Raw genomic sequence first — 19,753 nt, 5'->3', positions numbered from 1 at the left:
CGTGGGAGCATCGAAACAACGCGAGCGGAAAGTGCCGGTTCCGGCCAGGGCGGCGATGCACCAGCACCGCAGCCTCCATCAGGGTGCATTGACCCCGCGCCAGCGGCCGTAGCGCCAGGGCAGATACCAGCGTGCGCCTTGCGGCGCGGCGAGGGGCACGTTGTCGATGCCGGACGTGCCGAAGGGATTGCAGCGGAGCAGGCGCGCGAGCGTCATCCAGCCGCCGGCCCAGAGCCCGAACCGTTCGATTGCCTCATCGCCGTAGACGGAGCATGTCGGCAAGTGCCGGCAGTTGTAACCGACCAGGGGCGACAGCGTATGCCGATACAGCCAGATCAGCGCACGCCCAAATCTGCGGGGCAGCCGGAGCGCACCGTCGACAGGGCTGGAACAATGCTCGCAGGCTGAATGCTTCATGTGCGCTTTGCTGCGACCTTAAGCCAGGGGTTGCCCGGTTCCGGCGCAGGGAACCGTAAGCTGTTGTTTGCACGCCCTATTTTGCGTGCTTTTTGGGAGCAGTGCAGCAAGTATCTCTGGACGAGCTGTATTCCCCCGGATACCATTTTTGTGACGTTCATGTGTAGACTCATTGAACGCGCAAAACGGGGCTTGCCTGAATCGCCTTGGGGCTTGGGGAAGGGACCAGTTTGAAACGTCTGACGTCGCTCAATCTTCGCGGCTGGTTGCTGGTGGGAACCGCCGTCTGTGGCGTTGCGCTGGCTGGCGCCGTCGCGACTTTCGGGTCGTCGGCCCGGGCAGGCAATACCCTCGAAGAGCGCAAGCTGCCGATGAAGTTCAGCTGGGTCGCCTGCGAGCCGAACTGCCGTGGCTGGGTCAGCGCGGTCGGCATCATCACCGCCGATACGCCAAGGGAATTCGAAGAGTTTTCGCGCGGGCGCCAGCTCGGGGGCGCGACCGTCGTGCTCGATTCGAGCGGCGGGTCCGTCAATGACGCGATCACCCTCGGCCGGCGCTTCCGCAATCTCGGGCTTTTGACCACGGTCGGCGTCAGCCTCCGCGGCGGGCCGTCGACCCGCCCGGCGGTCGCGCCGGAGGCCTATTGCGAATCCATGTGCGTGTTCCTGCTGCTCGCCGGCAAGAAGCGCTACGTGCCGGAAGCCGCCCATGTCCGGGTCCACCAGATCTGGATGGGCGACCGGGCTGACGATGCCAAGGCGGCGAGCTACAGCGCGCAGGATCTGATGATCGTGGAGCGCGACATCGGCCGACTCGCCAAGTACACGTTCGACATGGGCGGCGCCGGCGACTTGCTGTCGCTTGCGCTCAGTGTTCCGCCCTGGGAAGACCTGCACGAGCTCGATCCCGGCGAGCTCAAGCTCACCAATCTGGTCACGACCGATCTCGTGGCAGATGTGCTCCCGCATGTGGATATTTCAGCGCCGGCCATGGCGGAGCTGGCACCGAAGACGCAGGCCAGGTTCGGCGCGGAACCGGAGCAGGCGCAGCCTGCCAAATCGACCAAGACGGCGGAAGCCCTGGTGCCGACGGGTGGCGTGGCCACGCCGGCTGCGGCCACGCAGAAGTAAGCTCCCCGCACGGTCGTTCCGAGGCGTCGCGAAGCAACGAACGCTGAATCCAGATGTTGTAGCGCATGATTTCCGGGCTCGCCTTTGGGCGGTCCGGAATGACATCGGCTTGGGATCAGCCCTGCGCAGCGGCCGGCTGCTTGGCCTTGGCTTCGATCTGGCCGATGGCATCGACCACGGCATCGAAGGTCAGAAGCGTCGAGGCATGGCGCGCCTTGTAGTCGCGGACCGGCTCGAGGAACTTGATTTCTTCCCATTTGCCTTCGGGAGGCGCACCGTTCTCCTTCAGCATCTTGCGAACGGTTTCGCGTAACTCACGGAGTTCGCTCGCAGTCGAGCCGACCACGTGACTTGCCATGATGGATGAAGAGGCTTGGCCCAAGGCACACGCCTTCACGTCATGCGCGAAGTCGGTGACGGTATCGCCATTCATCTTGAGGTCGACCTTCACGGTCGATCCGCACAGTTTGGAGTGGGCAGTGGCGGAGGCGTCGGGGTCCGACAGCCGCCCGAGGCGCGGAATATTCCCGGCCAGTTCGATGATCCGCTTGTTGTAGATGTCGTTCAGCATGTGATGGAGTCCAACACGTCCACAGCCACTTCCGGGCCGGATCGGCCTTGGCGGGCGCCGCCCACGGTCCTATATAGAGACGGAACTGGTGGAAAAACAGTCCAGCGGTGCGGTGGCGGTGATCCAGATATGCGCTGCCGGCGTTATCGCCTCAGGACTTTCCGCCGAAACTTGTTCTGTTCAGGCGTCCGGCGGCTTCGCCGCCCCGTCTGCCGGTGACACTCCGGCCGCAAGGCCGTCGAACGGAGTCGATATGGACGCTGCAATCAAATCCATCCGCCCCAACAAGCCCGCCGACCGGCAGCCCGAGAGCCGCCCGGCCGAGCTTGATCCTGCAGAATTCCTTGCTGCCGCCGTTCGCGCTGACCAGCCGCGCCCGGCACGCGCCGAGGCGGAAGCCGCGGTGAAGACATTGCTCGCCTATATCGGCGAGAACACCGAGCGCGAGGGCCTGCTCGACACGCCGCGCCGGGTCGTCGAAGCTTTCGACGAGCTCTATCAGGGCTACCACCAGTGCCCGGCCGAGGTGCTCGACCGAACCTTTGGCGAGACCGCCGGCTATGACGACTTCGTCCTGGTGCGCGACATCGAATTCACCTCGCAGTGCGAGCACCACATGATGCCGTTCTACGGCAAGGCGCACATCGCCTATACGCCGGTGGAACGTGTCGTCGGCCTGTCCAAGCTTGCGCGCCTGACCGACATCTTCGCCCGCAGGCTCCAGACCCAGGAGCACCTGACGGCGCAGATCGCAGCGGCCATCGATGAGATCCTCAAGCCGCGCGGCGTCGCGGTGCTGATCGAGGCCGAGCATACCTGCATGTCGGTGCGTGGCGTCGCCAAGCATGGTGCCTCCACCTTCACCAGCCGCTTCACCGGCATGTTCCGCGACAATCCGGCGGAGCAGGCCCGTTTCCTGTCCCTGGTGCGAGGCACGACGCGCTGACCTCGCAAAGTAAACTCGCGAGGGTCCTGTGTCCGCTCACTCCCATGAGATCGAAGAAGGTCTCGCCTTCCTGCCCAGGTTCGATGCGAGCGGGCTCGTGACCTGCGTCGCGACCGACGTCGCCACCGGCGATGTGCTCATGGTCGCGCACATGAACGAGGAGGCGCTGCGCAAGACGATCGCGACCGGCGATGCCTGGTATTTCAGCCGCTCGCGCAATGCCTTGTGGCGAAAAGGTGAGACCTCAGGTCAGACCCAGCGCGTGGTCGAGATGCGCACCGATTGCGACCAGGACGCGGTCTGGATCCGGGTCGAGCAGGTCGGCGCGGCCTGCCATACCGGGCGCCGGTCCTGCTTCTATCGCAAGGTCGAAGCGGAGGGCGGCGGCGCCAGGCTCGTCTTCGCCGATACGGAGCGGCTGTTCGATCCGAGCGAGGTCTATAAGAAGTAACCCTCGCCATTTCGGGCGGCTCGAAGAGCCGACCCGGAAGATTCCGGGTTCATCGCTGCGTGACACCCCGGAATGACGCGGAAAGCCAATTAACCCCGCATTAACCATGCCTGTCCCACGGTGAGACGACGGGCGCCGAATTGCCGGCGTCGCTCAATGCCGCGCGGGGCGGGCACTTCATCATGTCGATCGACAATTCCAGTGCCACGCAGACGGTCGGACTCGATCCGTCGCGCGCGCGTGTCGCCGGTGCGATCAAGCAGGCCTCGAATATCTCCGGCGTCAGCTTCCAGTACATGCTGACCACCGCCAAGATGGAATCGGATTTCGATCCGACGGCGGGGGCCACCACCTCGTCCGCGCACGGACTCTACCAGTTCATCGACCAGACCTGGCTTGGCACGGTGAAGGAAGCCGGCACCCAGCTCGGCTATGGCAGCTACGCCGACGCCATCACCAGAACCTCGGCCGGTACCTACACCGTCGATGATCCCGTGATGAAGCGGTCGATCATGAAGCTGCGCGACGACCCCGAAGCCGCCTCCAGCATGGCGGCGGCACTGACGCAGTCGAACAGCTTCAAGCTCACCGGCCTGCTCGGCCGCAGGCCGTCCGACAGCGAGCTCTATATGGCGCATTTCATGGGTGTCGGCGGCGCGGCCAGGCTGATCGCCAATGCCGAGGACAATCCGCAGGCGGTCGGTGCGCGGCTGTTTCCCAACGCGGCGTCCGCCAATCGCTCGATCTTTTACGCCAAAGACGGCCGCGCCCGCAGTGTCTCCGAAGTCTATTCGGTGCTCGACGCGCGCTACGCCAGTGCGGCCAATTCGAAAGTGACGCGCAGCGCGATGGCGATGTATGGCGACACGCCGTCGACCACCGAGGTCGCGAGTGCGATCGGCGTGCAGCCGAGGGCGCCGGTGATCGACAATGCCGTCTATCTTCAGACCTTCCCGAACACACGCGCCGCGACGCCCGTCAGTGCGACCTCGCCGACGACGCTCGCGGACAATGCGGCGGGCACGCCGGTGTTTCGTTCGATCTATCAGCCCGGCGATGCCACGCAGCCGGTCTCGACCACGGTGCAGAAACTATGGGGCAACAACGCCTCGCTCACCTCGGTCGCGTCGGCGACGCCGGACCTGCGGCCGCCGCAGCCGCTCGATCTCTTCAGCGATCGTAGCGGCACGTTCTCGAGTTAGTCGCCGTCTCGTGTCCCGGACGCGCTGCAGCGTGAAACGCTGCTGCGCTGGGCCGGGACCCATGCTGCGTGCCCCTCTCCCGAAGGCGGGCCCGACTCCTCGGCGCATTCGCCGAAGGCGTGCGTTGCTGTCGGCGCACGTGTGGGTAGTGCTTTTGTTCCATTAACAAAACGTCAATAAAACCAGTCAGTTATGGTGAACGCTTTGTTAAGCGTCATGGTTTATTTTGTGTTGCAGGTGACGAGCCGTCACTCTTTTCGTTTGTTTGTGTAAGCCGGAAGCAGGATGATTGTTCGGCAGTTCATTAATTGGATCAGGACGGCGCCCGCAGGCGAGCGGGCCGAGGCGACACGGGCGCTGGCGCGGGCCTGGCTGATCTCAGACCTTTCTGCAGACGACCGCATCGCCGCCGAAGGCGCGCTTCTGATGCTGCTCGACGATCCCTCGCCCCTGGTGCGGCAGGCGATGGCCGAGGCCTTTGCCCGCAGCGCCGAGGCGCCGGCCGCAATCGTGCGGGCGCTGTCGACGGATCAGCCGACCGTCGCGCTGCCGGTGCTCGAACATTCCCCGCTGCTGATCGACGCCGACCTCGTCGACATCGTCGCGACCGGCGACGAAGACGTGCAATGCGCGGTGGCCCGCCGCATCGCGTTGCCGGTATCGGTGTGCGCCGCGATCGCCGAAGTCGGCTGCGCAGCTGCCGCATTGGAGCTGATCGAGAATCCCCACGCCGAACTCGCCCCGTTCTCCTGGGACCGCATCGTCGAGCGCCACGGCCATCTCGCCGCGATCCGCGAGGCGATGCTGGTGCTGGAGGATCTGCCGGCCGCAACGCGCGCGGCGCTGGTGGCAAAGCTCTCGCAGACGCTGGCGCAATTCGTCGTGGCGCGGAACTGGCTCAGCGCCGACCGCGCGGACCGCATCACGATCGAGGCACGTGACCGCTCCACCATGAACATCGCGGCGCGCTCGCGCGGTGAGGACATGCAAGGCCTGGTCAGGCATTTGCGCATCACCGGCCAGCTGACCGCGGGGCTGATCCTGCGTGCACTGCTCTCGGGCAATCTCGATTTGTTCGACGCGGCCCTCGCCGAACTCGCCGATCTGCCGCTGGCGCGTGTCTCCGCGCTGCTGCACGATCGCGGCGGCAATAGCCTGCACGCGCTGCTCCGTCGCGCCGGGCTTCCGGAGGCGACGTTCGCGGCGTTCCAGGTCGCGCTCGATGCCTGCCACGAGCAAGGCTTTGTCGATAGCGACGACGGCGCGGCGCGGCTGCGCCGGCGCATGGTCGAGCGCGTGCTCACCCACTGCGAGAGCGACCGGGGCGTCACCGAGCCGCTGATGGTCCTGCTGCGCCGTTTTGCCACGGAATCGGCACGGGAAGAGGCGCGGCTGTTCTGCGACGAGCTCGTCGCGGACGATGCAATCGATCCGCTGTACGACGACCTGATCGCGGCGTAACGAGATGCCGCAGGGTGGGCAAAGGCGCGAAGCGCCGTGCCCACCATCTATCCGCGCAGCTCAAAATCGATTGCTGGGCACGCTTCGCTTTGCCACCCTACGATACTGCCCGTGTGGATGAAGCAGCCTCACATTCCGTCATTGCTTCGTCGCAAGTGCTGCGCGCGATGACGAGGAGAGAGCTGGACCTTACTCCACCGGCGCGATGCTCGGGGCCAGGATGACCTCGAGATGCTCTGGGCGGTCGCGGTTGACGTTGGCGAGATAGTCGTCGGCGACCTTGCGCAGGCGGCGGCTGAGCTCGGCGGAGACGCTGAGGCTGTCGAGCCTGGTGTTCTCGTGCACGATGGCGAGAATGGCATTGATGTGGTGCGTGAACAGCTCGGCCGGCACCTTTTCGAGATCAGGCGCGTGCTCGATGACGCGGCACAGGCTCTCGGCGATTCCCGCTGCCGAAGGAAAGCCGAACGTCGCCGCATCGCCCTTGATGTCGTGTGCGGCGTGGAACAGCTCGTCGCGCAGCTTCTTCGTGAAGCCGTCCTTCTGCACGGCGGCCCAGGCGGTGGACAGTCTCTGGACCTCGATTGCCATCCAGTCCTTGAACTCGCCGGAGAGGCTCGCGAGCGCTTGTTCGGCGCGGCCGACCGGATCGTCCATGTCCTGTTCTTCGACGCGGCGCAGGACCTTGCGCAGCGGGTTGGGCTGAGTGATGACGTGGTGCGTGGCGAAGGCCTTGACCTCGATGTCCTTTGCGCTGTTCTTCGCCATGATACCTGCCTCGCCTGAAGACGTTGCGCTAGATGGAGGAGCGGGCCTTGTCGAGCAGCGAGGGCTGCTGCAGCACCTCGTGCTTTTCGCCGACGCGGCGCTCGGGGCCCATATAGGCGGAGTTGGTGTTGCGGCGCCGGTCCGGCCCGAAATAGGTCTTGGTCTTGATGAAGGGGCGGGGATTGGCGACCACGTTGAGGATGCGCTGATAGAGGCCCTTGGCCGAGATCGGCTTGGCCAGGAATTCGGTGACGCCGGCATCGCGCGCGACCGTGACGCGACGCTTCTCGGAATGGCCGGTCAGCATGATGATCGGTGCGTAGGGGTTGCCCTTCGATTCGGGCTGCCGGATCATCTGCGCAAGCTCGAGCCCGTCGAAGATCGGCATGGCCCAGTCGGTGATGACGATGTCGGGCACGTAATGGCTGTACATTTCGAGGGCCGTGGCGCCGTCCTCGGCTTCATAGACCTCGCGCGCGCCGAAGGAATGCAGCAGCGTCCGCAGGATGCGGCGCATGTGCGGATTGTCGTCGCAGACGAGGAAGCGAAGCTTGTTGAAGTCGATGCGAAACATGACGCCCGGGCCAAAGCGGTCAACCTTCGTTAACCATATCGTGCCGGGAGTTAACGAAGGGTTGCGATCGGGGCTCCGGAGGCGTTGCGGGGCGGACGGTTCAGTAGCCGAACTGCTCGCGCAGGATACGCTCTTCGAGGCTGTGGCCGGGATCGAACAGCATCCGCATCGAGATGGTCCTGTCTGAGAGCACCTCGACGCGGCGGACGTCGCGGACCTCGTCGTGGTCGGCGACCGCCGCGACGGGACGCTTCTCGCCCTCCAGCACCTCGATCACGACATAGGCCGTGTTGGGCAGCAGCGCGCCGCGCCAGCGGCGCGGGCGGAAGGCGCTGATCGGTGTCAGTGCCAGCAGCGCGGCGTTGATCGGCAGGATCGGTCCCTGGGCGGAGAGATTATAGGCGGTGGAGCCCGCCGGTGTCGCCACCATGATGCCGTCGGCGATCAGCTCGGACATGCGCTCGCGCTCGTCGATCAGGATCCTCAGGCGCGCGGCCTGGTAGGTCTGCCGGAACAGGGCGACCTCGTTGATGGCGTGGTGCAGATGCACCCGGTCGTGCATGTCGGTCGCGCGCATCAGGAGCGGGTTGATCTCGGATTCATGCGCGGCCTCGAGCCGCGCCCGCAGATCGTGCGTCGAGTACTCGTTCATCAGGAAGCCGACCGTGCCGCGGTGCATGCCGTAGATCGGCTTTCCCGTGTGCATGTTCTGGTGCAGCGTCTGGAGCATCAACCCGTCGCCGCCGAGCGCGACGACGATGTCGGCATCCTTCGGGTCGCAATTGCCATAGTCCCTGGTGAGCTGGCCGAAGGCGGCCTGCGCCTCGCTGCTCGGGCTGGCGACGAAGGCGATCCGGTCGTATCGCGAGGGCTTTGTCATGGCTTCCCGGGCAGGTGCCGCTGGCTCGAGTAAGTTCCGCCGGGCTCGTCTATACGAGGTGGGCCTGCATTGTCGAGGAGGACCGCCCTCCAAAGCTGACGGAGACTGTCGCTCCGGGTGATTTGACCCTCTGCGGCCTGTTCAGGCCCGCCAGACCAGGGATTCCCCAAAGCGTCGCAATTCCGGGCTAACCTTTCTGTCCTCACCGGCTGTCACGGCCGGGCAGGGAGAACGATCATGGTCACGAATTTGCCGGCGCTCCGTCGAACGGTCCTGATGCTGGCGGTCTCGGCTTTCGCGCTTGCTGGAGTTGCGCGCGCGGACGATCCGCCGAAGCCGCCCCCGGAGACAACTGCCCCGTCCGGGCAGAAGGGCAGTCGCGGCGGTGGTCCGCAGAACGCGTCGCAGGCGTCGCCATCGGCGGCCGAGCTGCACCGTCTCCCGCCGGATTCGACCACGAAGCAGACGCTCGATCTGCCCGGCCGAACCCTCAATTTCGCCGCGACGGCCGGCTCGATCCGCGTGTTCGACGGCAAGGGCGAGCCGCTGGCCGACATCGCCTACACGTCCTATCAACTCGATGGTGCCGACCGCGCCACGCGCCCCGTGACGTTCCTGTTCAATGGCGGCCCCGGCGCGTCCTCGGCGTGGCTTCAGTTCGGCGCGGCCGGGCCATGGCGGCTGCCGCTCGATGGCGAAGCCTTGTCGCCCTCGGCCTCGCCCGAGGTGAAGCCGAACGCGGAGACCTGGCTCGACTTCACCGATCTCGTCTTCATCGATCCCGTCAGCACCGGCTACAGCCGATTTGTCGCCAGCAGCGAGGACGCGCGAAAATCCTTCTACTCCGTCGACGGTGACGCCAATTCGATCGCGCTCGTGATCCGCCGCTGGCTGGAGAAACATGATCGGCTGACCTCGCCGAAATACGTCGCCGGCGAAAGCTATGGCGGCATTCGCGGCCCGAAGGTCGTGCGCCAGTTGCAGCTTCAACACGGTGTCGGCGTCAGGGGACTCATCATGGTGTCGCCGTTGCTGGATTTTCGCGAGTTCACCGGCACCAGCCTTCTGCAATATGTCGCGACGCTGCCGAGCTATGTCGCGGTGGCGCGCGAGGCCAAGGGACCGGTCAAGCGCGCCGACCTCGCCGACGTCGAGGCTTACGCGCGCGGCGAGTTCCTGGCCGACCTCGTCAAGGGCGAGGCGGACAAGGAAGCCACCAATCGCCTGGCCGACAAGGTCGCCGAACTCACCGGCATCGACCAGGCGGTGAGCCGCAGGCTGGCCGGCCGCTTCGACGTCGGTGAATTCCGCCGCGAGTTCGACCGCAAGAACGGCAAGGTGACGGGACGCTACGACGCCTCCGTGCGTGGCTTCGATCCCTATCCGGATTCCAGCAGCTCGCGCTTCGGCGATCCCTCCGGCGATTCGCTGCAGGCGCCGCTGACGAGCGCAGCGGTCGACGTGCTGACGCGCAAGCTCAACTGGCGGCCCGACGGCTCCTACGAAGTCCTGAACGGCGCCGTGGAAGGCCACTGGGACTTCGGCCGCGGCATCAACCCGCCGCAATCGGTCTCCGAGCTGCGCCAGATCCTCGCCACAGATGCGAAGCTGAACGTCCTGGTCGGGCACGGGCTGTTCGACCTCGCCACGCCCTATTTCGGAACGAAGCGGGTGCTCGACCAGCTGCCGGCCTTCGTGACGCAACGCGTGAAGTTCGTCGTCTATCCCGGCGGCCACATGTTCTACTCACGCGACGGATCACGGCAGGCGTTCCGCAGCGAGGTCGAGCGATTGATCAGGGAGTAGGCCTTCGTTTGCGCGGCGGATATCGGCGGGCGATTTCCTTCGCCACGACGCGCTCCGGCTTCACGTTCGCGCCGGCGATCCAGATGTCGCTGATCTTGCCGCGCTTGTCACGGATCCGGCGCACCGGCTCGCCATGGCTCGAATAGCCGGCCGCCCAGGCCAGCTTGCCGCTGTCGCGGCCGGTGACTTCGATCTCGGCGGCATCCATGAAGGGATTGCTGAACTGCGGATTGGCGACGAGCACACGGTTGCCCGCGGGGACGAGATCGGTCGCGCCCCAGATCGTCCACCATCGGCCGGTCCAGTCGCGCACGCGGCGGTCGGGTGCGCCGCGAGTCTTGAAGGTGCGCAGGATCTGCATCGCGCCGTCCATCCAGAACGGGGCCGCGCCGTCGATGGAGTTGCTGAGGATGCTGATCGCGAGCTCGCAAGCGGGAATGGAGCAGGTTCGGGAGATGTAGCCCTGGAAACCGCCGCCATGGCCGAACCAGTCCCAGCCGTCGGTCTTGCCGGCATTGACGCCCAAGCCGTAGTAGGTCTCGAAGCTCTGCGGGATGCGCCAATGGTGTCGCGTCATTTCGCGGCGGCTCGCGACCGACAGCACGCTCTTCTTCGCGTTGGGTGCGAGCTGCGCGAAGAAGCGGGCGGTGTCGGCGGCGGTGGCGACGAAGCCTGCGGCGGATGCCATCGCATGTGCGGGATTGTTGCCGGGGATCACGCAGCGTTCGCCCAGCGGGACGATGCGCGTATGACCGCACGCGAACGGCGTGCCCCTGGCAAGCGGTGCATTCGGCTCGGTTTCGCGCAAGCCCGCAGGTTCGATGATCTCGCGCTTGATCCAGACCGGGTAGGGCTCCCCGGTCACCGCTTCGATCACGAGGCCGATCAGCCCAAAGCCGTGATTGGAATATTTGAAGCGGGTGCCGGGTTCGATTGCGGTCGGCAGCGTCAATTCGGCGAGCAACTCTTTCGTGTCGAGATAGGGGCGGCTGTCGATGAACTGGCCGGAATCGGCGCCGTCGCGCGTCAATCCCGCGCTGTGCGACAGCACTTGCGCGATCGTCGTCTCGGCGACGCGCGGGTGCAGGCCGCCGACATAATCACCCACGGGATCGTCGAGCCGGATCTTGCGCTGTTCGCGCAGCTTCATGATTCCGGCCGAGGTGAAGCTCTTGGAGTGCGAGGCGATGCGGAAGCGGTGGCGTGGGGTGAGCTTCTCGCCGGTATCGAGATTGGCGAGGCCGAACGCATGCTCGGCGACGACCTCGCCGCGATGGGCGAATGCGACGATGACGCCGGGCTGCTGGATTGTCGTCAGTTGAAATTCGATCCAGGAGCCGATGTAGTCGATCGCGGATCGCAGCCACGTGTCCATTGCACACCAATCTGCAGGGAAGATTGGTGGCGGAGGCTAGCCGAGAAAGCGGAACGGGCACAACCCGAAAGGTTGTGCCCGTCGACTTCGTTCAAGGATGCGATGTCTCAGTAGACCAGCGTCGCGCCGGTCGGCTTGTCGAGCGCTGCGGCAAGCGAGCGATACTCCGAGCTGTCGGTGCCGGCAAGCGAGGCGATCTTGTTCAGATGATACTGCGCCTGTTCGCGGTTGCCCTGTTCGAGCTGCCAGAGGCCGTAATACTGCCAGGTGCGGACGTGGTTCGGATCGTCCTTCAGCGCCAGCTCGTAATAGACCTTCGACGACTGGTAGTCGCCGAGCTTGCGATAGGAGTAGCCGATCAGATTGGCGACGTCGGCGACGTCGTCGCGCTTGAGCGACTTCAGCTGGCCGATCGCGCCGGTGTAGTCGTGGTTGTCGTAGATCGCGGTGTAGGCGGTGCGATAGGCGGCGAGGAACTTGGGATCGCTGACGGAAGAGCTCTTCTTCTTGCCCTTCTTGGTCGATGAGTCCGAGCTCGGCGGCGGCGAAGGGGAGTCGCCGCCCGCGGCATAGGCGCTGGACAGCACCGGTGCGGCCGCCAGCGACATGGCGACCAGTCCCGGCACGACAAGCATTGAGAGTTTGCGCATCTAAATTCTCCCGTATGGAACGTGGCGATCCTACACGATTGCCTGAAGACCGAAACACCCGTCTGGCGGAAACATTCCCGCTTCGCACGATCTGTTCGCCCAGCTGCAGATGACAAACTTGTCATCGAGATGAACGGAAGCCTGCTAGGGGCTTCAGACTGGGTTCAGTGCGTCGCCTCTAGGTTCCGACCTACGATCGAAGGGTAGGCGAGAGGGCGCCGCCTCGAGATCCTTCCAAGAGGAGACCATCATGCTGAAGACCATTTCCGCAGCCTTGCTCGCAGCTTCCGTGATCGCAGCCCCGGCCTTCGCCGCCGAGGCCGGCAAGACCACCACGACCGCCCCTGTGATCAAGGCGGACCAGAGCCAGACCAAGGCGTCCACCACCGCCGCGAAACCGGACGCCGGCGTCAAGGCCGACGCCAAGGCTGATCTCAAGGCTGATCTCAAGCCTACGGACGGCAAGGCCACCGACGCCAAGGTGGATGCCAAGGTCGATGCCAAGTCGAAGGCGATGAATGCAAACGCCGCGGTCACCACCCGCGAGCACAAGACCGTGCGCAAGGATCGCCATCATCACAAGCAGGTCACGGCCAAGGAGTCGCAGAAGGCGCAGCCGGACGTGACCAAGCCGGCGGCATCAGACCAGCGCAACTGACGGCTGATCCCGCGCGGCGGCATCCCTGGCATTGCCCCGCCGCCGCGCGCGGACTTCAGGCCCGGTCCGTTCGCCCAGTCTCGTGCGAAAGCCCGAGGTGCCGGCGGCGGGCCGGTGCGCTGCTTGCGCCGCGGCAAGCGAATTCCCTTCGTGCAGGCTTGGGGCTAGAACGTCTCCCTGATCTGATCGAGCGGAGAGCGGGGCCTGTGGGGCGGTTGGCGAGATGTGCGGTGATATTGGCATTGCCCTTGGCGCTTGCGGCCTGTTTCGGCAGCGACGGTGACCGTCCAACGCTGATGGGCGGGACCCAGGCCGGCGGGCCGCAGCCGTTTCCCGACAATTTCCGGAGCGACACGCTGGCCCTGATGCGGACCTATCTCAACAATCCGGTCGGCGTGCGCGACGCCAGCATGGCCGAACCGGTGCAGCGCGAAGTCGGCGGCCGGCAGTTCTATGTGAGCTGCCTGCACTTCACCCCGCGCGAGACCGATGGCAGCTACAAGGCCATGCGCGAACGGGCCGTGATCTTCGTCAACGGCCGGGCGGACCGCGTGGTCGACCGGACCAGCGATCTGTGCGCCAGTGCGGTTTACGCACCCTTTCCGGATCTGGAAAAGATGACGCGGTAGCGCAAAGCCCGCCTTCATCGCCTGTTGTTAGACAGACGCAGCCGGAGCCGCTGGATCACATTTCGGCGAGCTTTGAACGGGGTGATTTCCTCTTGAGACAAATCGTTGCGCCAAGCCTTGTGCACGCGACAAAAACAGTTAGCTCAAGGTGGTGTGACGGAACAAAATCGCGTTGTTGCCACCCCGTCACAGTGACGAACGATCAACGTTCCGGCATCGCCGCGAAGCAACCCAATTCACGCCACGTTGTTTCCTGAGTGTCGTTATGAAAGAACGGGGATGATCATGAGATCGATTTTGCTGGGTGCAGCCGCTGTGCTTGCGCTGGCCGCGCCGGCCGCCGCCGCGGACATTCAGCCGCGCACCTACGCGAAGGCTCCGGCCTATACGCCGCCGCAGGTCATTTACAACTGGACCGGTTTCTACATCGGCGGCCATGTCGGCGGCGCGTTTGCCGGCGACAGCAGCTTCCAATCCAGCGACGCTCGCTTCATGGGCGGCGTGCAGGGCGGCTTCGACTACCAGTTCGCGCCCAACTGGGTGGTGGGTATCGAAGCTCAGTATTCCTGGCTGCCGACCAACAACAACGGTGCCACCTTCCCGCTGGGCACGCAGGTGACCTCCAACACCGATCAGATCGGGTCTGTGACCGGTCGCATCGGCTACACCTGGGGACCGACGCTGCTATACGCCAAGGGTGGCTATGCCTGGCGTAATAATGGCCTCGGCGTGAACGTCGCCGGGGTGCCGCAGGCCTTCACCACCACCGGCAACAACAAGGACGGCTATACCGTTGGCGCCGGCCTCGAATACATGTTCGCGCCGAGCTGGTCGGCCAAGGCCGAGTACCAGTACTACAATTTCGGCAGTACCACCTTTACCTCCGGCCCGGCCGACATCGTCGGCGCTCGCGGCCGGGAGGACGAACATACCGTCAAGGTCGGGGTGAACTACCGCTTCGGCTGGGGCGGTCCGGCAGGCTCCCGCTACTAACTGCCAGCGGCGATTGAAGACCCGACAAAGGCCGGCTCCGCCGGCCTTTGTTTTGCCGGTTTGTCAGCCGGTTGTTTGCTTTGCGTGAACCATCTGGCGCGTCATTTGCTTGCAAATGGTGGCTGGCGCGCCTTCTCACGCGCGTCATGGGGCCGGGGTAAAGCAAAAATAATTTTTGCGATCTACGGAACTCGCGCTCCGGAACGCGTTATATGACAATTATCGGGCTGGTGGGACGACGGACATGCGTATCTTGGTGTCGGCAGTGGTGCTCTCAAGCTTCTCCTTCCTGCCGTGCTCTGCACAGACAATCCTCAAATCCGAGCCTCTGATGCTGGCACCTTATGAGGTGGCCTTCGTCAAGGACGCTTCCTGTCCGTCGGGCAAGGTGATGAAGGTCACTGGCGCCATCCGTGGGTTACATCGCCGCAAGGCCTGCGTGGCCATGCCGGGCGAGCAGGCTTCGCTGGCGGCCGCGACGCCCTGAGCCCCCGCTCCGGTTTCGTGCCGGAACTCAGGAATTCAGCTCAAGCTCCATCCTTGCCTGCTGGTCGGCCTCAGCCTTGTTCTTGGCGGGGTCTTCGCCCTGTGCTGCCTGGCACGGGGCGATCTCGTAGCCGTTGTCGAGCACCCGGCGCGGTCCCGGCCGCTCGTCGTCCGTAACCACGTCCACGACGAGACCGCTTCGCTGCGCGAGCTTCCAGACGTCCGACTCGCTCGGATAGGCCTTGCTGATCTGGGCATCGTTGCAGAACAGGGCGTAGGGCATTCTTCCCGCTCCAAGAAACCCGATTAACGAGCTTGCCCGGTCAGGGGTTCCGGCCCGCCGCCAGATCACGGGGCCGTGATCGGCCGCCGCCGGCCTTGAGTCCTTAACGAGTCCTGAATCCCGGAAAAAAGAATCCCTGGGACTCGTCGGCCGGAATCAGCGGATGTTTTCCACCATGACGAGCGACCTGAACACATCCTGTGGGCACATGCTCCTGCCGCTCACGCTGGCGCTGCTCGGCGCCTGCGCGGCCAATCTCTGGCTGGTCTGGTCCTGGCTGTAGGCCTTTGACCGGGCCCTATTTTTTGGCCGGTGGGCCGGCGTCGCGGATGGCGGCACGCAATCTGGTCAGGGTCGCCGTACAGTATTCCTCACGCTCGCGCTCGAAGCGCTCCTGATGCTTCCGGAAATTGGCAAGGCGAGCCTGCATTTCGGTGCGGAAATCGCCGCTTTCCCGCGCCGTGAGAGGTGCGGACCGGGGCGGAAGCGGAACTTTCGGCGGCTCGACCTCGACGGCGGCCGCCTCCATGGCGACGATCTCCAGCGCGACGGGCGAGCCAACCGCGGGCGCATCCGGCTGCAGGACGTCATCCTTCCTGCCGGTCACCAATTGGACGAAGGCCAGTGTCTGCGCGATCAGTGCGTCGCGCTCCCTGATCCATTTCATGATCCACCTCAGCCGCGCTCATTCCAGCAAAGCGGCCGCATCGAATCAAGAAGGTTCGAAAAGGATTGCATATTTTTCCCGATCGCCCGACATTGAGTGAATGGCTGCGGGAGAAGAACGGTCGGACGAAGTGGAGGGGCTGAGGCTCATCCGCGCGTTCCTGTCGCTGCCGCCCGACAAGCGGGCGGAGGTGATCGCGTTCGCGGAAGAATTGGCGCGTGCCCACGCGCTGTCCACGGAGGGCAGGGAGGCCTCGCCGCGGTGAGCGCTACCGCTCGCGGGGATTGACGTTGGGCTCAAACGGCGCGCCGACCACCCGGACTGGAGCCTGGATCGATGTCCGGGCGACGTCGATCACGGCTCTCTCGGCGACGCGCTTTTCAGGGGCCGGCACCAGCTCCGGCTCGAACAGCGTCAAAGTGCCGGCCACGGCGCCACAGCACAGCATCACTGTCACCAGCAGAATGATGTTTCGGTTTTCTTCCCTGATCCGCATGGGTCAAGAACGAGTAACGCACGTCTTTGGTTCCGGTCCGGCATTCATCGACCTATCGTGCCAGCAGAAAACCCATTGCGATCGCGAACAGCACGGCCGTCATTACGACGGCCGCAACCGCACCGGCGGCGATCCTGGCTTTCTCTTTGACCGTGGTGGAGCGCATCGTACACGCACGCTACCTCATGTTGAACTCGGATCCAGATTATGATCAGTAGCGGCGCCTGCGATGCGCCGCGGCCAACATCCACTCCTGAATGTCTGCCTATGAACGAGGACGTCAGCGACGGCTGGGCCGCGTCCGCGGCTGCCTGGATCGTCGAGCAGGGGCAAGATGGCGACTATGGTCGCCGTTTCGTGCTGGACGCGCCGATGAAGGAGCGCATCGAAGGGCGTGGCTTCCGCAATGCGCTCGACGTCGGCTGCGGGGAAGGGCGCTTCTGCCGCATCATGCAGCGGGCCGGCATCCGCACCACCGGCATCGATCCGACCGAGGCGTTGCTCGCGCGCGCCCGCGAGCTGGACCCGGACGGCGACTACCGGCTCGGCCGCGCCGAGACGATGGAGGTCGATGCGAGCTTCGATCTGGTCGTCAGTTATCTCAGCCTGATCGACATGCCCGATCTCGATACTGCGATCGCAAGGATGGTGGCGGCGCTGCGCCCGGGCGGTACGCTGCTGATCGCCAACCTGACGAGCTTCAACACCGCCGGCCAGCCGGACGGCTGGACACGCGACGGCGAGGGCGAGATGCGCTTCGCCATCGATCACTACATGGACGAGCGTCCAATCTGGGCCGCCTGGCACGGCATCCGGATCCAGAACTGGCACCGTCCGCTGAGCACCTACATATGACCCTGTTGCTCGATCACGGTCTGCAGTTGCGTCTGTTCGTCGAGCCGCAGCCGACAGGCGGCAGTCCCGAGCAGGTCGCCCGTCATCGCCGCGTGCCCTTTTTTCACGTCATGGAATGGCAGAAGCCGGCCTGAGGGAAAGGTAGCTATTTCGGCGGCGACGCATCGCTCGTACACTGCTTGCGACTTGGCTCGAGGCTCGTCCGATGATCTCCTGTCGTCCTCCCGTGCTCGCCCATGAACGTTTCCTTGCCGACCGCGAGAACCTCGCAGGCCTCGATCTCGCCGCACGGTTCGAGCGCATCGAGCGGACCAACCTTTGGGGCGCGGCCACTTCGGTATCCGGCCTCGGCTCGGAGGATCCCGCGACCGCCGCGATCCGCGAGGCGCTTCCTGCGCTGCTGCAACGGCTCCGCGTGCGCTCGCTGCTGGATGCGCCCTGCGGCGATGCCGGGTGGATTGGCCGGCTCGAGCTCGATGTCGATTACACCGGCATCGACATCGTGCCATCGCTGATCGAGGCCAACCGTCGGCGTGTCGCAGACGGCGCTTCGCCTGGCCGGTTTCTCGTCGCCGACATCACGCGCGATGCATTGCCGCTTGCGGATCTCATTCTCTGCCGCGACTGCCTGGTGCATCTGAGCTTTGCAAACATCGATCGCGCCCTCGCGAAATTTCGGATGAGCGGGGCGTGCTTCCTGCTGGTCACCACCTTTCCCGAATGGGACGGCAACCGCGATTGCGAGGACGGCGACTGGCGGGCGCTCAACATGGAGAAGGCGCCGTTCAACTGGCCCGCGCCGGACACGCTGATCAACGAGCATTGCGAGGAGGGCGGTGGTGGCTGGCGCGACAAGAGCCTCGGGCTCTGGCTGCTGGATCAATTGCCGAATGCGAAGCCCGATAGCGGCTCGAATAGCAGCGCGCTCAAGACTTCGAACTGAAACTGCAGTCAAGACGTGGTGCCGGCTGAGGGGATTGAACCCCCGACCTTCGGTTTACAAAACCGCTGCTCTACCGCTGAGCTAAGCCGGCGACGCTTGAAAGCAGAGCGGGGCCCGGCATATGCGCCGGTGTCCGCCCGGGCGTCGCAATATCAGACTTGGTCGGAAAGTGCCAGAACCCGCGATGATGGATGCAGGCACGAAACAGGCGGCCCGAAGGCCGCCTGATCCATCGCGCTCGCGCTCGTTGACCTACTGGCAGATGTGCTGGCGGCCGTCTTCGCCCTTGAACCAGGTCCCGGGCGTACAGACGAAGCCGTTGCGCTGGGCGTAGGTGCGGTTGTCCCATCCACGATTGTTCCAGCCGCGGTCCCACGAATTGTCATAGGCGTAGGAATTGTCCCAGGCGCGGAATGGGGCGGTGGCGATCGCGCCAGCGGTGCCGATCGCGGCGCCGGCAACGCCCGCTGCGACGTCGGTCGGCCAGAAGCCGGTGCGGCTCCTGTTCCAGTCGTTATTCCAGTCGCTATTGGTCTGACGATAGGACGCGCGGCGATGACGATAGCCGCTATCGGTGTAGGGGTTTCCCGGGCCGAGGTTCTGGCAGTTGGCGTTGGGGAATTGCGCCGCGCAGCGGCCGGGATTGGTGACGACCGCCTGCGCCATGGCGGAGCCTGCCAGCATGGTCGCTGCAATCGCCGTCGCCCCGAGAAGCTTGATGTTCATGGCTGTTCGCTCCCATCTTGTTGACGGGGGCTAAACGCCGAAGGCGCAGGACGTTCCGATGCAACCGTGGGATTTTTCGCAGCTGGACAGTCAAACGGATGTGAGCACGGCAGCGTTGTTCCGGCGGCGGAGCCTTCGCCGTTAACACTTCGCTAGCTCGCTTTGCGGCATTTGAGCGGCGCGCAACCCTTACACATTAGGCTTACCGGAAATTGGTGAGCAGGCCTTAACCCTCTCTGCGTGGCGATCGGTTAGGTTGTCGCCGGATAATCGGGGTCTCCTCATGCGCGCCGTGGCGCTCGCCGCCTTTCTGATCGGACTGCCTGCGACGGCGTTTGCCGGCGAGGGCTTCGATATCGTCGTTCCCGGCCGCCCCGGGGTGCCGATCATCATCAACAACATCGACGCGTCCTATAGCGTGGTCGAAGGCGTCTGGGGTCTGGGCAAGAACCAGCAGGTGCAGCCGACGATCTATGGCGGACGCTATATCGCTGATCGGCAGCCCGACCATGTCGGCCATTACTATCCGACGCTCGGCCTGCGGCCCGGCTACGGTCGGCTCGAGGTCGAGCCGCCCGCGAACCGCAAATTGCCGAAGCCCGCCGAGAGCTATCACCAGAGTTGGGGCGCGTCGTCCGCGCCGCTGCCGGCGCAGATGGACGCGCCCGTCGACCCACCGCCGGTGATCTACGCGCCCGAGATCAACGATCGTCCTCGGCCTCCTCGTCCGCGGCCGCGTACAGAGCTACCCGGCAGGCCGCCGGGTTGAGAAACGTGACAATCCAA

Annotated in this window: 24 protein-coding genes, 1 tRNA gene and 1 pseudogene; 14 read left to right on the top strand and 12 right to left on the bottom strand. The window is 64.9% G+C overall.

The genetic code is table 11. The features are described from left to right. Positions 1-78: 78 nt before the first annotated feature. Positions 79-417, bottom strand: coding sequence for a membrane protein insertion efficiency factor YidD (gene yidD, locus FJV43_RS03295; protein ID WP_239624585.1), 339 nt, complete (start codon positions 415-417; stop codon positions 79-81). Between the two features lie 230 nt (positions 418-647). Between yidD and FJV43_RS03290 the strand changes: the two genes are divergently transcribed. Next, a complete protein-coding gene (locus tag FJV43_RS03290; RefSeq protein ID WP_239624583.1) occupies positions 648-1,547 on the top strand; it encodes a hypothetical protein in 900 nt (299 codons plus the stop codon). A 115-nt stretch (positions 1,548-1,662) separates the two neighbouring features. On the opposite strand, the gene FJV43_RS03285 is transcribed toward FJV43_RS03290, so the two are convergent. Further along, the gene (locus FJV43_RS03285) at positions 1,663-2,118 is read right to left on the bottom strand and encodes an iron-sulfur cluster assembly scaffold protein (RefSeq protein WP_024340718.1); all 456 of its coding nucleotides are present in this window, start codon (positions 2,116-2,118) and stop codon (positions 1,663-1,665) included. Between the two features lie 253 nt (positions 2,119-2,371). Between FJV43_RS03285 and folE the strand changes: the two genes are divergently transcribed. From folE to FJV43_RS03265, 4 genes are all read left to right on the top strand, one after another. Then, positions 2,372-3,064, top strand: coding sequence for a GTP cyclohydrolase I FolE (folE, locus tag FJV43_RS03280; protein ID WP_197967643.1), 693 nt, complete (start codon positions 2,372-2,374; stop codon positions 3,062-3,064). Between the two features lie 28 nt (positions 3,065-3,092). Continuing rightward, positions 3,093-3,515, top strand: coding sequence for a phosphoribosyl-AMP cyclohydrolase (hisI, locus tag FJV43_RS03275; protein WP_239624581.1), 423 nt, complete (start codon positions 3,093-3,095; stop codon positions 3,513-3,515). A gap of 140 nt (positions 3,516-3,655) precedes the next feature. Then, positions 3,656-4,717 (top strand): lytic transglycosylase domain-containing protein, encoded by a 1,062-nt coding sequence (locus FJV43_RS03270; RefSeq protein ID WP_239624580.1) that lies wholly within the window; start codon positions 3,656-3,658, stop codon positions 4,715-4,717. Positions 4,718-5,002: 285 nt separating this feature from the next. Then, complete coding sequence (locus FJV43_RS03265) at positions 5,003-6,178, top strand: DUF2336 domain-containing protein (RefSeq protein ID WP_239624578.1); 1,176 nt, start codon at positions 5,003-5,005, stop codon at positions 6,176-6,178. Between the two features lie 189 nt (positions 6,179-6,367). On the opposite strand, the gene FJV43_RS03260 is transcribed toward FJV43_RS03265, so the two are convergent. The 3 genes from FJV43_RS03260 to FJV43_RS03250 all read right to left on the bottom strand — a co-directional run bounded on the left by FJV43_RS03260 (position 6,368) and on the right by FJV43_RS03250 (position 8,400). After that, complete coding sequence (locus FJV43_RS03260) at positions 6,368-6,946, bottom strand: Hpt domain-containing protein (RefSeq protein ID WP_239624576.1); 579 nt, start codon at positions 6,944-6,946, stop codon at positions 6,368-6,370. Between the two features lie 28 nt (positions 6,947-6,974). After that, on the bottom strand, positions 6,975-7,520 hold the full coding sequence (locus tag FJV43_RS03255; protein WP_008549760.1) for a response regulator: 546 nt from the start codon (positions 7,518-7,520) through the stop codon (positions 6,975-6,977). Between the two features lie 100 nt (positions 7,521-7,620). After that, a complete protein-coding gene (locus FJV43_RS03250; RefSeq protein ID WP_028180047.1) occupies positions 7,621-8,400 on the bottom strand; it encodes an NAD kinase in 780 nt (259 codons plus the stop codon). 237 nt (positions 8,401-8,637) lie between these two features. On the opposite strand from FJV43_RS03250, the gene FJV43_RS03245 reads away from it, so the two are divergent. Further along, the gene (locus tag FJV43_RS03245) at positions 8,638-10,206 is read left to right on the top strand and encodes a peptidase S10 (RefSeq protein ID WP_239624575.1); all 1,569 of its coding nucleotides are present in this window, start codon (positions 8,638-8,640) and stop codon (positions 10,204-10,206) included. Here the strand turns inward: FJV43_RS03245 and FJV43_RS03240 are convergent. Then, on the bottom strand, positions 10,196-11,581 hold the full coding sequence (locus FJV43_RS03240) for a serine hydrolase domain-containing protein (RefSeq protein ID WP_239624573.1): 1,386 nt from the start codon (positions 11,579-11,581) through the stop codon (positions 10,196-10,198). The two genes, FJV43_RS03245 and FJV43_RS03240, sit on opposite strands and share 11 nt — an antisense overlap. A gap of 107 nt (positions 11,582-11,688) precedes the next feature. Further along, positions 11,689-12,231: a tetratricopeptide repeat protein gene (locus FJV43_RS03235; protein ID WP_239624572.1), complete on the bottom strand. Its 543-nt coding sequence runs from the start codon at positions 12,229-12,231 to the stop codon at positions 11,689-11,691. Positions 12,232-12,481: 250 nt separating this feature from the next. Here FJV43_RS03235 and FJV43_RS03230 point away from each other — a divergent pair, with 250 nt between their 5' ends. The 4 genes from FJV43_RS03230 (at position 12,482) to FJV43_RS03215 (ending at position 14,998) form a co-directional block, all read left to right on the top strand. Next, positions 12,482-12,889, top strand: a complete 408-nt coding sequence (locus FJV43_RS03230; protein WP_239624570.1) for a hypothetical protein — start codon at positions 12,482-12,484, stop codon at positions 12,887-12,889. Between the two features lie 233 nt (positions 12,890-13,122). Then, positions 13,123-13,518 carry a hypothetical protein gene (locus FJV43_RS03225; RefSeq protein ID WP_239629828.1) on the top strand — a complete coding sequence of 132 codons (396 nt, stop codon included), beginning with the start codon at positions 13,123-13,125 and terminating at the stop codon, positions 13,516-13,518. 285 nt (positions 13,519-13,803) lie between these two features. After that, entirely contained in the window at positions 13,804-14,511 is a 708-nt protein-coding gene (locus FJV43_RS03220; protein WP_239624569.1) for an outer membrane protein, read from the top strand. Positions 14,512-14,755: 244 nt separating this feature from the next. Further along, entirely contained in the window at positions 14,756-14,998 is a 243-nt protein-coding gene (locus tag FJV43_RS03215) for a DUF6719 family protein (RefSeq protein ID WP_239624567.1), read from the top strand. 27 nt (positions 14,999-15,025) lie between these two features. On the opposite strand, the gene FJV43_RS03210 is transcribed toward FJV43_RS03215, so the two are convergent. Both FJV43_RS03210 and FJV43_RS03205 read right to left on the bottom strand, forming a co-directional pair. Beyond that, complete coding sequence (locus tag FJV43_RS03210) at positions 15,026-15,280, bottom strand: hypothetical protein (RefSeq protein ID WP_239624566.1); 255 nt, start codon at positions 15,278-15,280, stop codon at positions 15,026-15,028. A 298-nt stretch (positions 15,281-15,578) separates the two neighbouring features. Continuing rightward, positions 15,579-15,947 (bottom strand): hypothetical protein, encoded by a 369-nt coding sequence (locus FJV43_RS03205; RefSeq protein ID WP_239624564.1) that lies wholly within the window; start codon positions 15,945-15,947, stop codon positions 15,579-15,581. Between the two features lie 100 nt (positions 15,948-16,047). Here FJV43_RS03205 and FJV43_RS03200 point away from each other — a divergent pair, with 100 nt between their 5' ends. Then, entirely contained in the window at positions 16,048-16,212 is a 165-nt protein-coding gene (locus FJV43_RS03200) for a hypothetical protein (RefSeq protein ID WP_239624562.1), read from the top strand. 3 nt (positions 16,213-16,215) lie between these two features. Here the strand turns inward: FJV43_RS03200 and FJV43_RS03195 are convergent, their stop codons facing one another. After that, entirely contained in the window at positions 16,216-16,443 is a 228-nt protein-coding gene (locus FJV43_RS03195) for a hypothetical protein (RefSeq protein ID WP_194393277.1), read from the bottom strand. A 267-nt stretch (positions 16,444-16,710) separates the two neighbouring features. Here FJV43_RS03195 and FJV43_RS03190 point away from each other — a divergent pair. Next, positions 16,711-17,432: pseudogene (locus FJV43_RS03190) on the top strand (class I SAM-dependent methyltransferase). Positions 17,433-17,503: 71 nt separating this feature from the next. Then, complete coding sequence (locus tag FJV43_RS03180; RefSeq protein WP_239624556.1) at positions 17,504-18,241, top strand: class I SAM-dependent methyltransferase; 738 nt, start codon at positions 17,504-17,506, stop codon at positions 18,239-18,241. A gap of 16 nt (positions 18,242-18,257) precedes the next feature. Here the strand turns inward: FJV43_RS03180 and FJV43_RS03175 are convergent. Both FJV43_RS03175 and FJV43_RS03170 read right to left on the bottom strand, forming a co-directional pair. Further along, a tRNA-Thr gene (locus FJV43_RS03175) sits at positions 18,258-18,332 on the bottom strand. 161 nt (positions 18,333-18,493) lie between these two features. Next, the gene (locus FJV43_RS03170) at positions 18,494-18,967 is read right to left on the bottom strand and encodes a hypothetical protein (protein WP_239624554.1); all 474 of its coding nucleotides are present in this window, start codon (positions 18,965-18,967) and stop codon (positions 18,494-18,496) included. Positions 18,968-19,250: 283 nt separating this feature from the next. Here FJV43_RS03170 and FJV43_RS03165 point away from each other — a divergent pair, with 283 nt between their 5' ends. Further along, complete coding sequence (locus FJV43_RS03165) at positions 19,251-19,736, top strand: hypothetical protein (protein ID WP_239624552.1); 486 nt, start codon at positions 19,251-19,253, stop codon at positions 19,734-19,736. Positions 19,737-19,753: the final 17 nt, after the last annotated feature.

This window comes from Bradyrhizobium sp. I71 (assembly GCF_022354745.1).
Taxonomy (GTDB): Bacteria; Pseudomonadota; Alphaproteobacteria; order Rhizobiales; family Xanthobacteraceae; genus Bradyrhizobium; species Bradyrhizobium liaoningense.
Note: the sequence above shows the minus strand (reverse complement) of the source record. Positions and strands in the feature narration are given on the sequence as shown.

What these genes read in the sequence shown, in the direction of transcription:
- FJV43_RS03210 (WP_239624566.1), bottom strand. Translation starts at nt 15,280, where the DNA reads ATGCCCTACGCCCTGTTCTGCAACGATGCCCAGATCAGCAAGGCCTAT.
- FJV43_RS03200 (WP_239624562.1), top strand. Translation starts at nt 16,048, where the DNA reads ATGGCTGCGGGAGAAGAACGGTCGGACGAAGTGGAGGGGCTGAGGCTC.
- FJV43_RS03255 (WP_008549760.1), bottom strand. Translation starts at nt 7,520, where the DNA reads ATGTTTCGCATCGACTTCAACAAGCTTCGCTTCCTCGTCTGCGACGAC.
- FJV43_RS03285 (WP_024340718.1), bottom strand. Translation starts at nt 2,118, where the DNA reads ATGCTGAACGACATCTACAACAAGCGGATCATCGAACTGGCCGGGAAT.
- FJV43_RS03180 (WP_239624556.1), top strand. Translation starts at nt 17,504, where the DNA reads ATGATCTCCTGTCGTCCTCCCGTGCTCGCCCATGAACGTTTCCTTGCC.
- FJV43_RS03215 (WP_239624567.1), top strand. Translation starts at nt 14,756, where the DNA reads ATGCGTATCTTGGTGTCGGCAGTGGTGCTCTCAAGCTTCTCCTTCCTG.
- FJV43_RS03170 (WP_239624554.1), bottom strand. Translation starts at nt 18,967, where the DNA reads ATGAACATCAAGCTTCTCGGGGCGACGGCGATTGCAGCGACCATGCTG.
- FJV43_RS03205 (WP_239624564.1), bottom strand. Translation starts at nt 15,947, where the DNA reads ATGAAATGGATCAGGGAGCGCGACGCACTGATCGCGCAGACACTGGCC.
- FJV43_RS03230 (WP_239624570.1), top strand. Translation starts at nt 12,482, where the DNA reads ATGCTGAAGACCATTTCCGCAGCCTTGCTCGCAGCTTCCGTGATCGCA.
- FJV43_RS03195 (WP_194393277.1), bottom strand. Translation starts at nt 16,443, where the DNA reads ATGCGGATCAGGGAAGAAAACCGAAACATCATTCTGCTGGTGACAGTG.
- FJV43_RS03245 (WP_239624575.1), top strand. Translation starts at nt 8,638, where the DNA reads ATGGTCACGAATTTGCCGGCGCTCCGTCGAACGGTCCTGATGCTGGCG.
- FJV43_RS03250 (WP_028180047.1), bottom strand. Translation starts at nt 8,400, where the DNA reads ATGACAAAGCCCTCGCGATACGACCGGATCGCCTTCGTCGCCAGCCCG.
- FJV43_RS03220 (WP_239624569.1), top strand. Translation starts at nt 13,804, where the DNA reads ATGAGATCGATTTTGCTGGGTGCAGCCGCTGTGCTTGCGCTGGCCGCG.
- FJV43_RS03165 (WP_239624552.1), top strand. Translation starts at nt 19,251, where the DNA reads ATGCGCGCCGTGGCGCTCGCCGCCTTTCTGATCGGACTGCCTGCGACG.
- folE (WP_197967643.1), top strand. Translation starts at nt 2,372, where the DNA reads ATGGACGCTGCAATCAAATCCATCCGCCCCAACAAGCCCGCCGACCGG.
- FJV43_RS03260 (WP_239624576.1), bottom strand. Translation starts at nt 6,946, where the DNA reads ATGGCGAAGAACAGCGCAAAGGACATCGAGGTCAAGGCCTTCGCCACG.
- FJV43_RS03240 (WP_239624573.1), bottom strand. Translation starts at nt 11,581, where the DNA reads ATGGACACGTGGCTGCGATCCGCGATCGACTACATCGGCTCCTGGATC.
- FJV43_RS03235 (WP_239624572.1), bottom strand. Translation starts at nt 12,231, where the DNA reads ATGCGCAAACTCTCAATGCTTGTCGTGCCGGGACTGGTCGCCATGTCG.
- yidD (WP_239624585.1), bottom strand. Translation starts at nt 417, where the DNA reads ATGAAGCATTCAGCCTGCGAGCATTGTTCCAGCCCTGTCGACGGTGCG.
- FJV43_RS03265 (WP_239624578.1), top strand. Translation starts at nt 5,003, where the DNA reads ATGATTGTTCGGCAGTTCATTAATTGGATCAGGACGGCGCCCGCAGGC.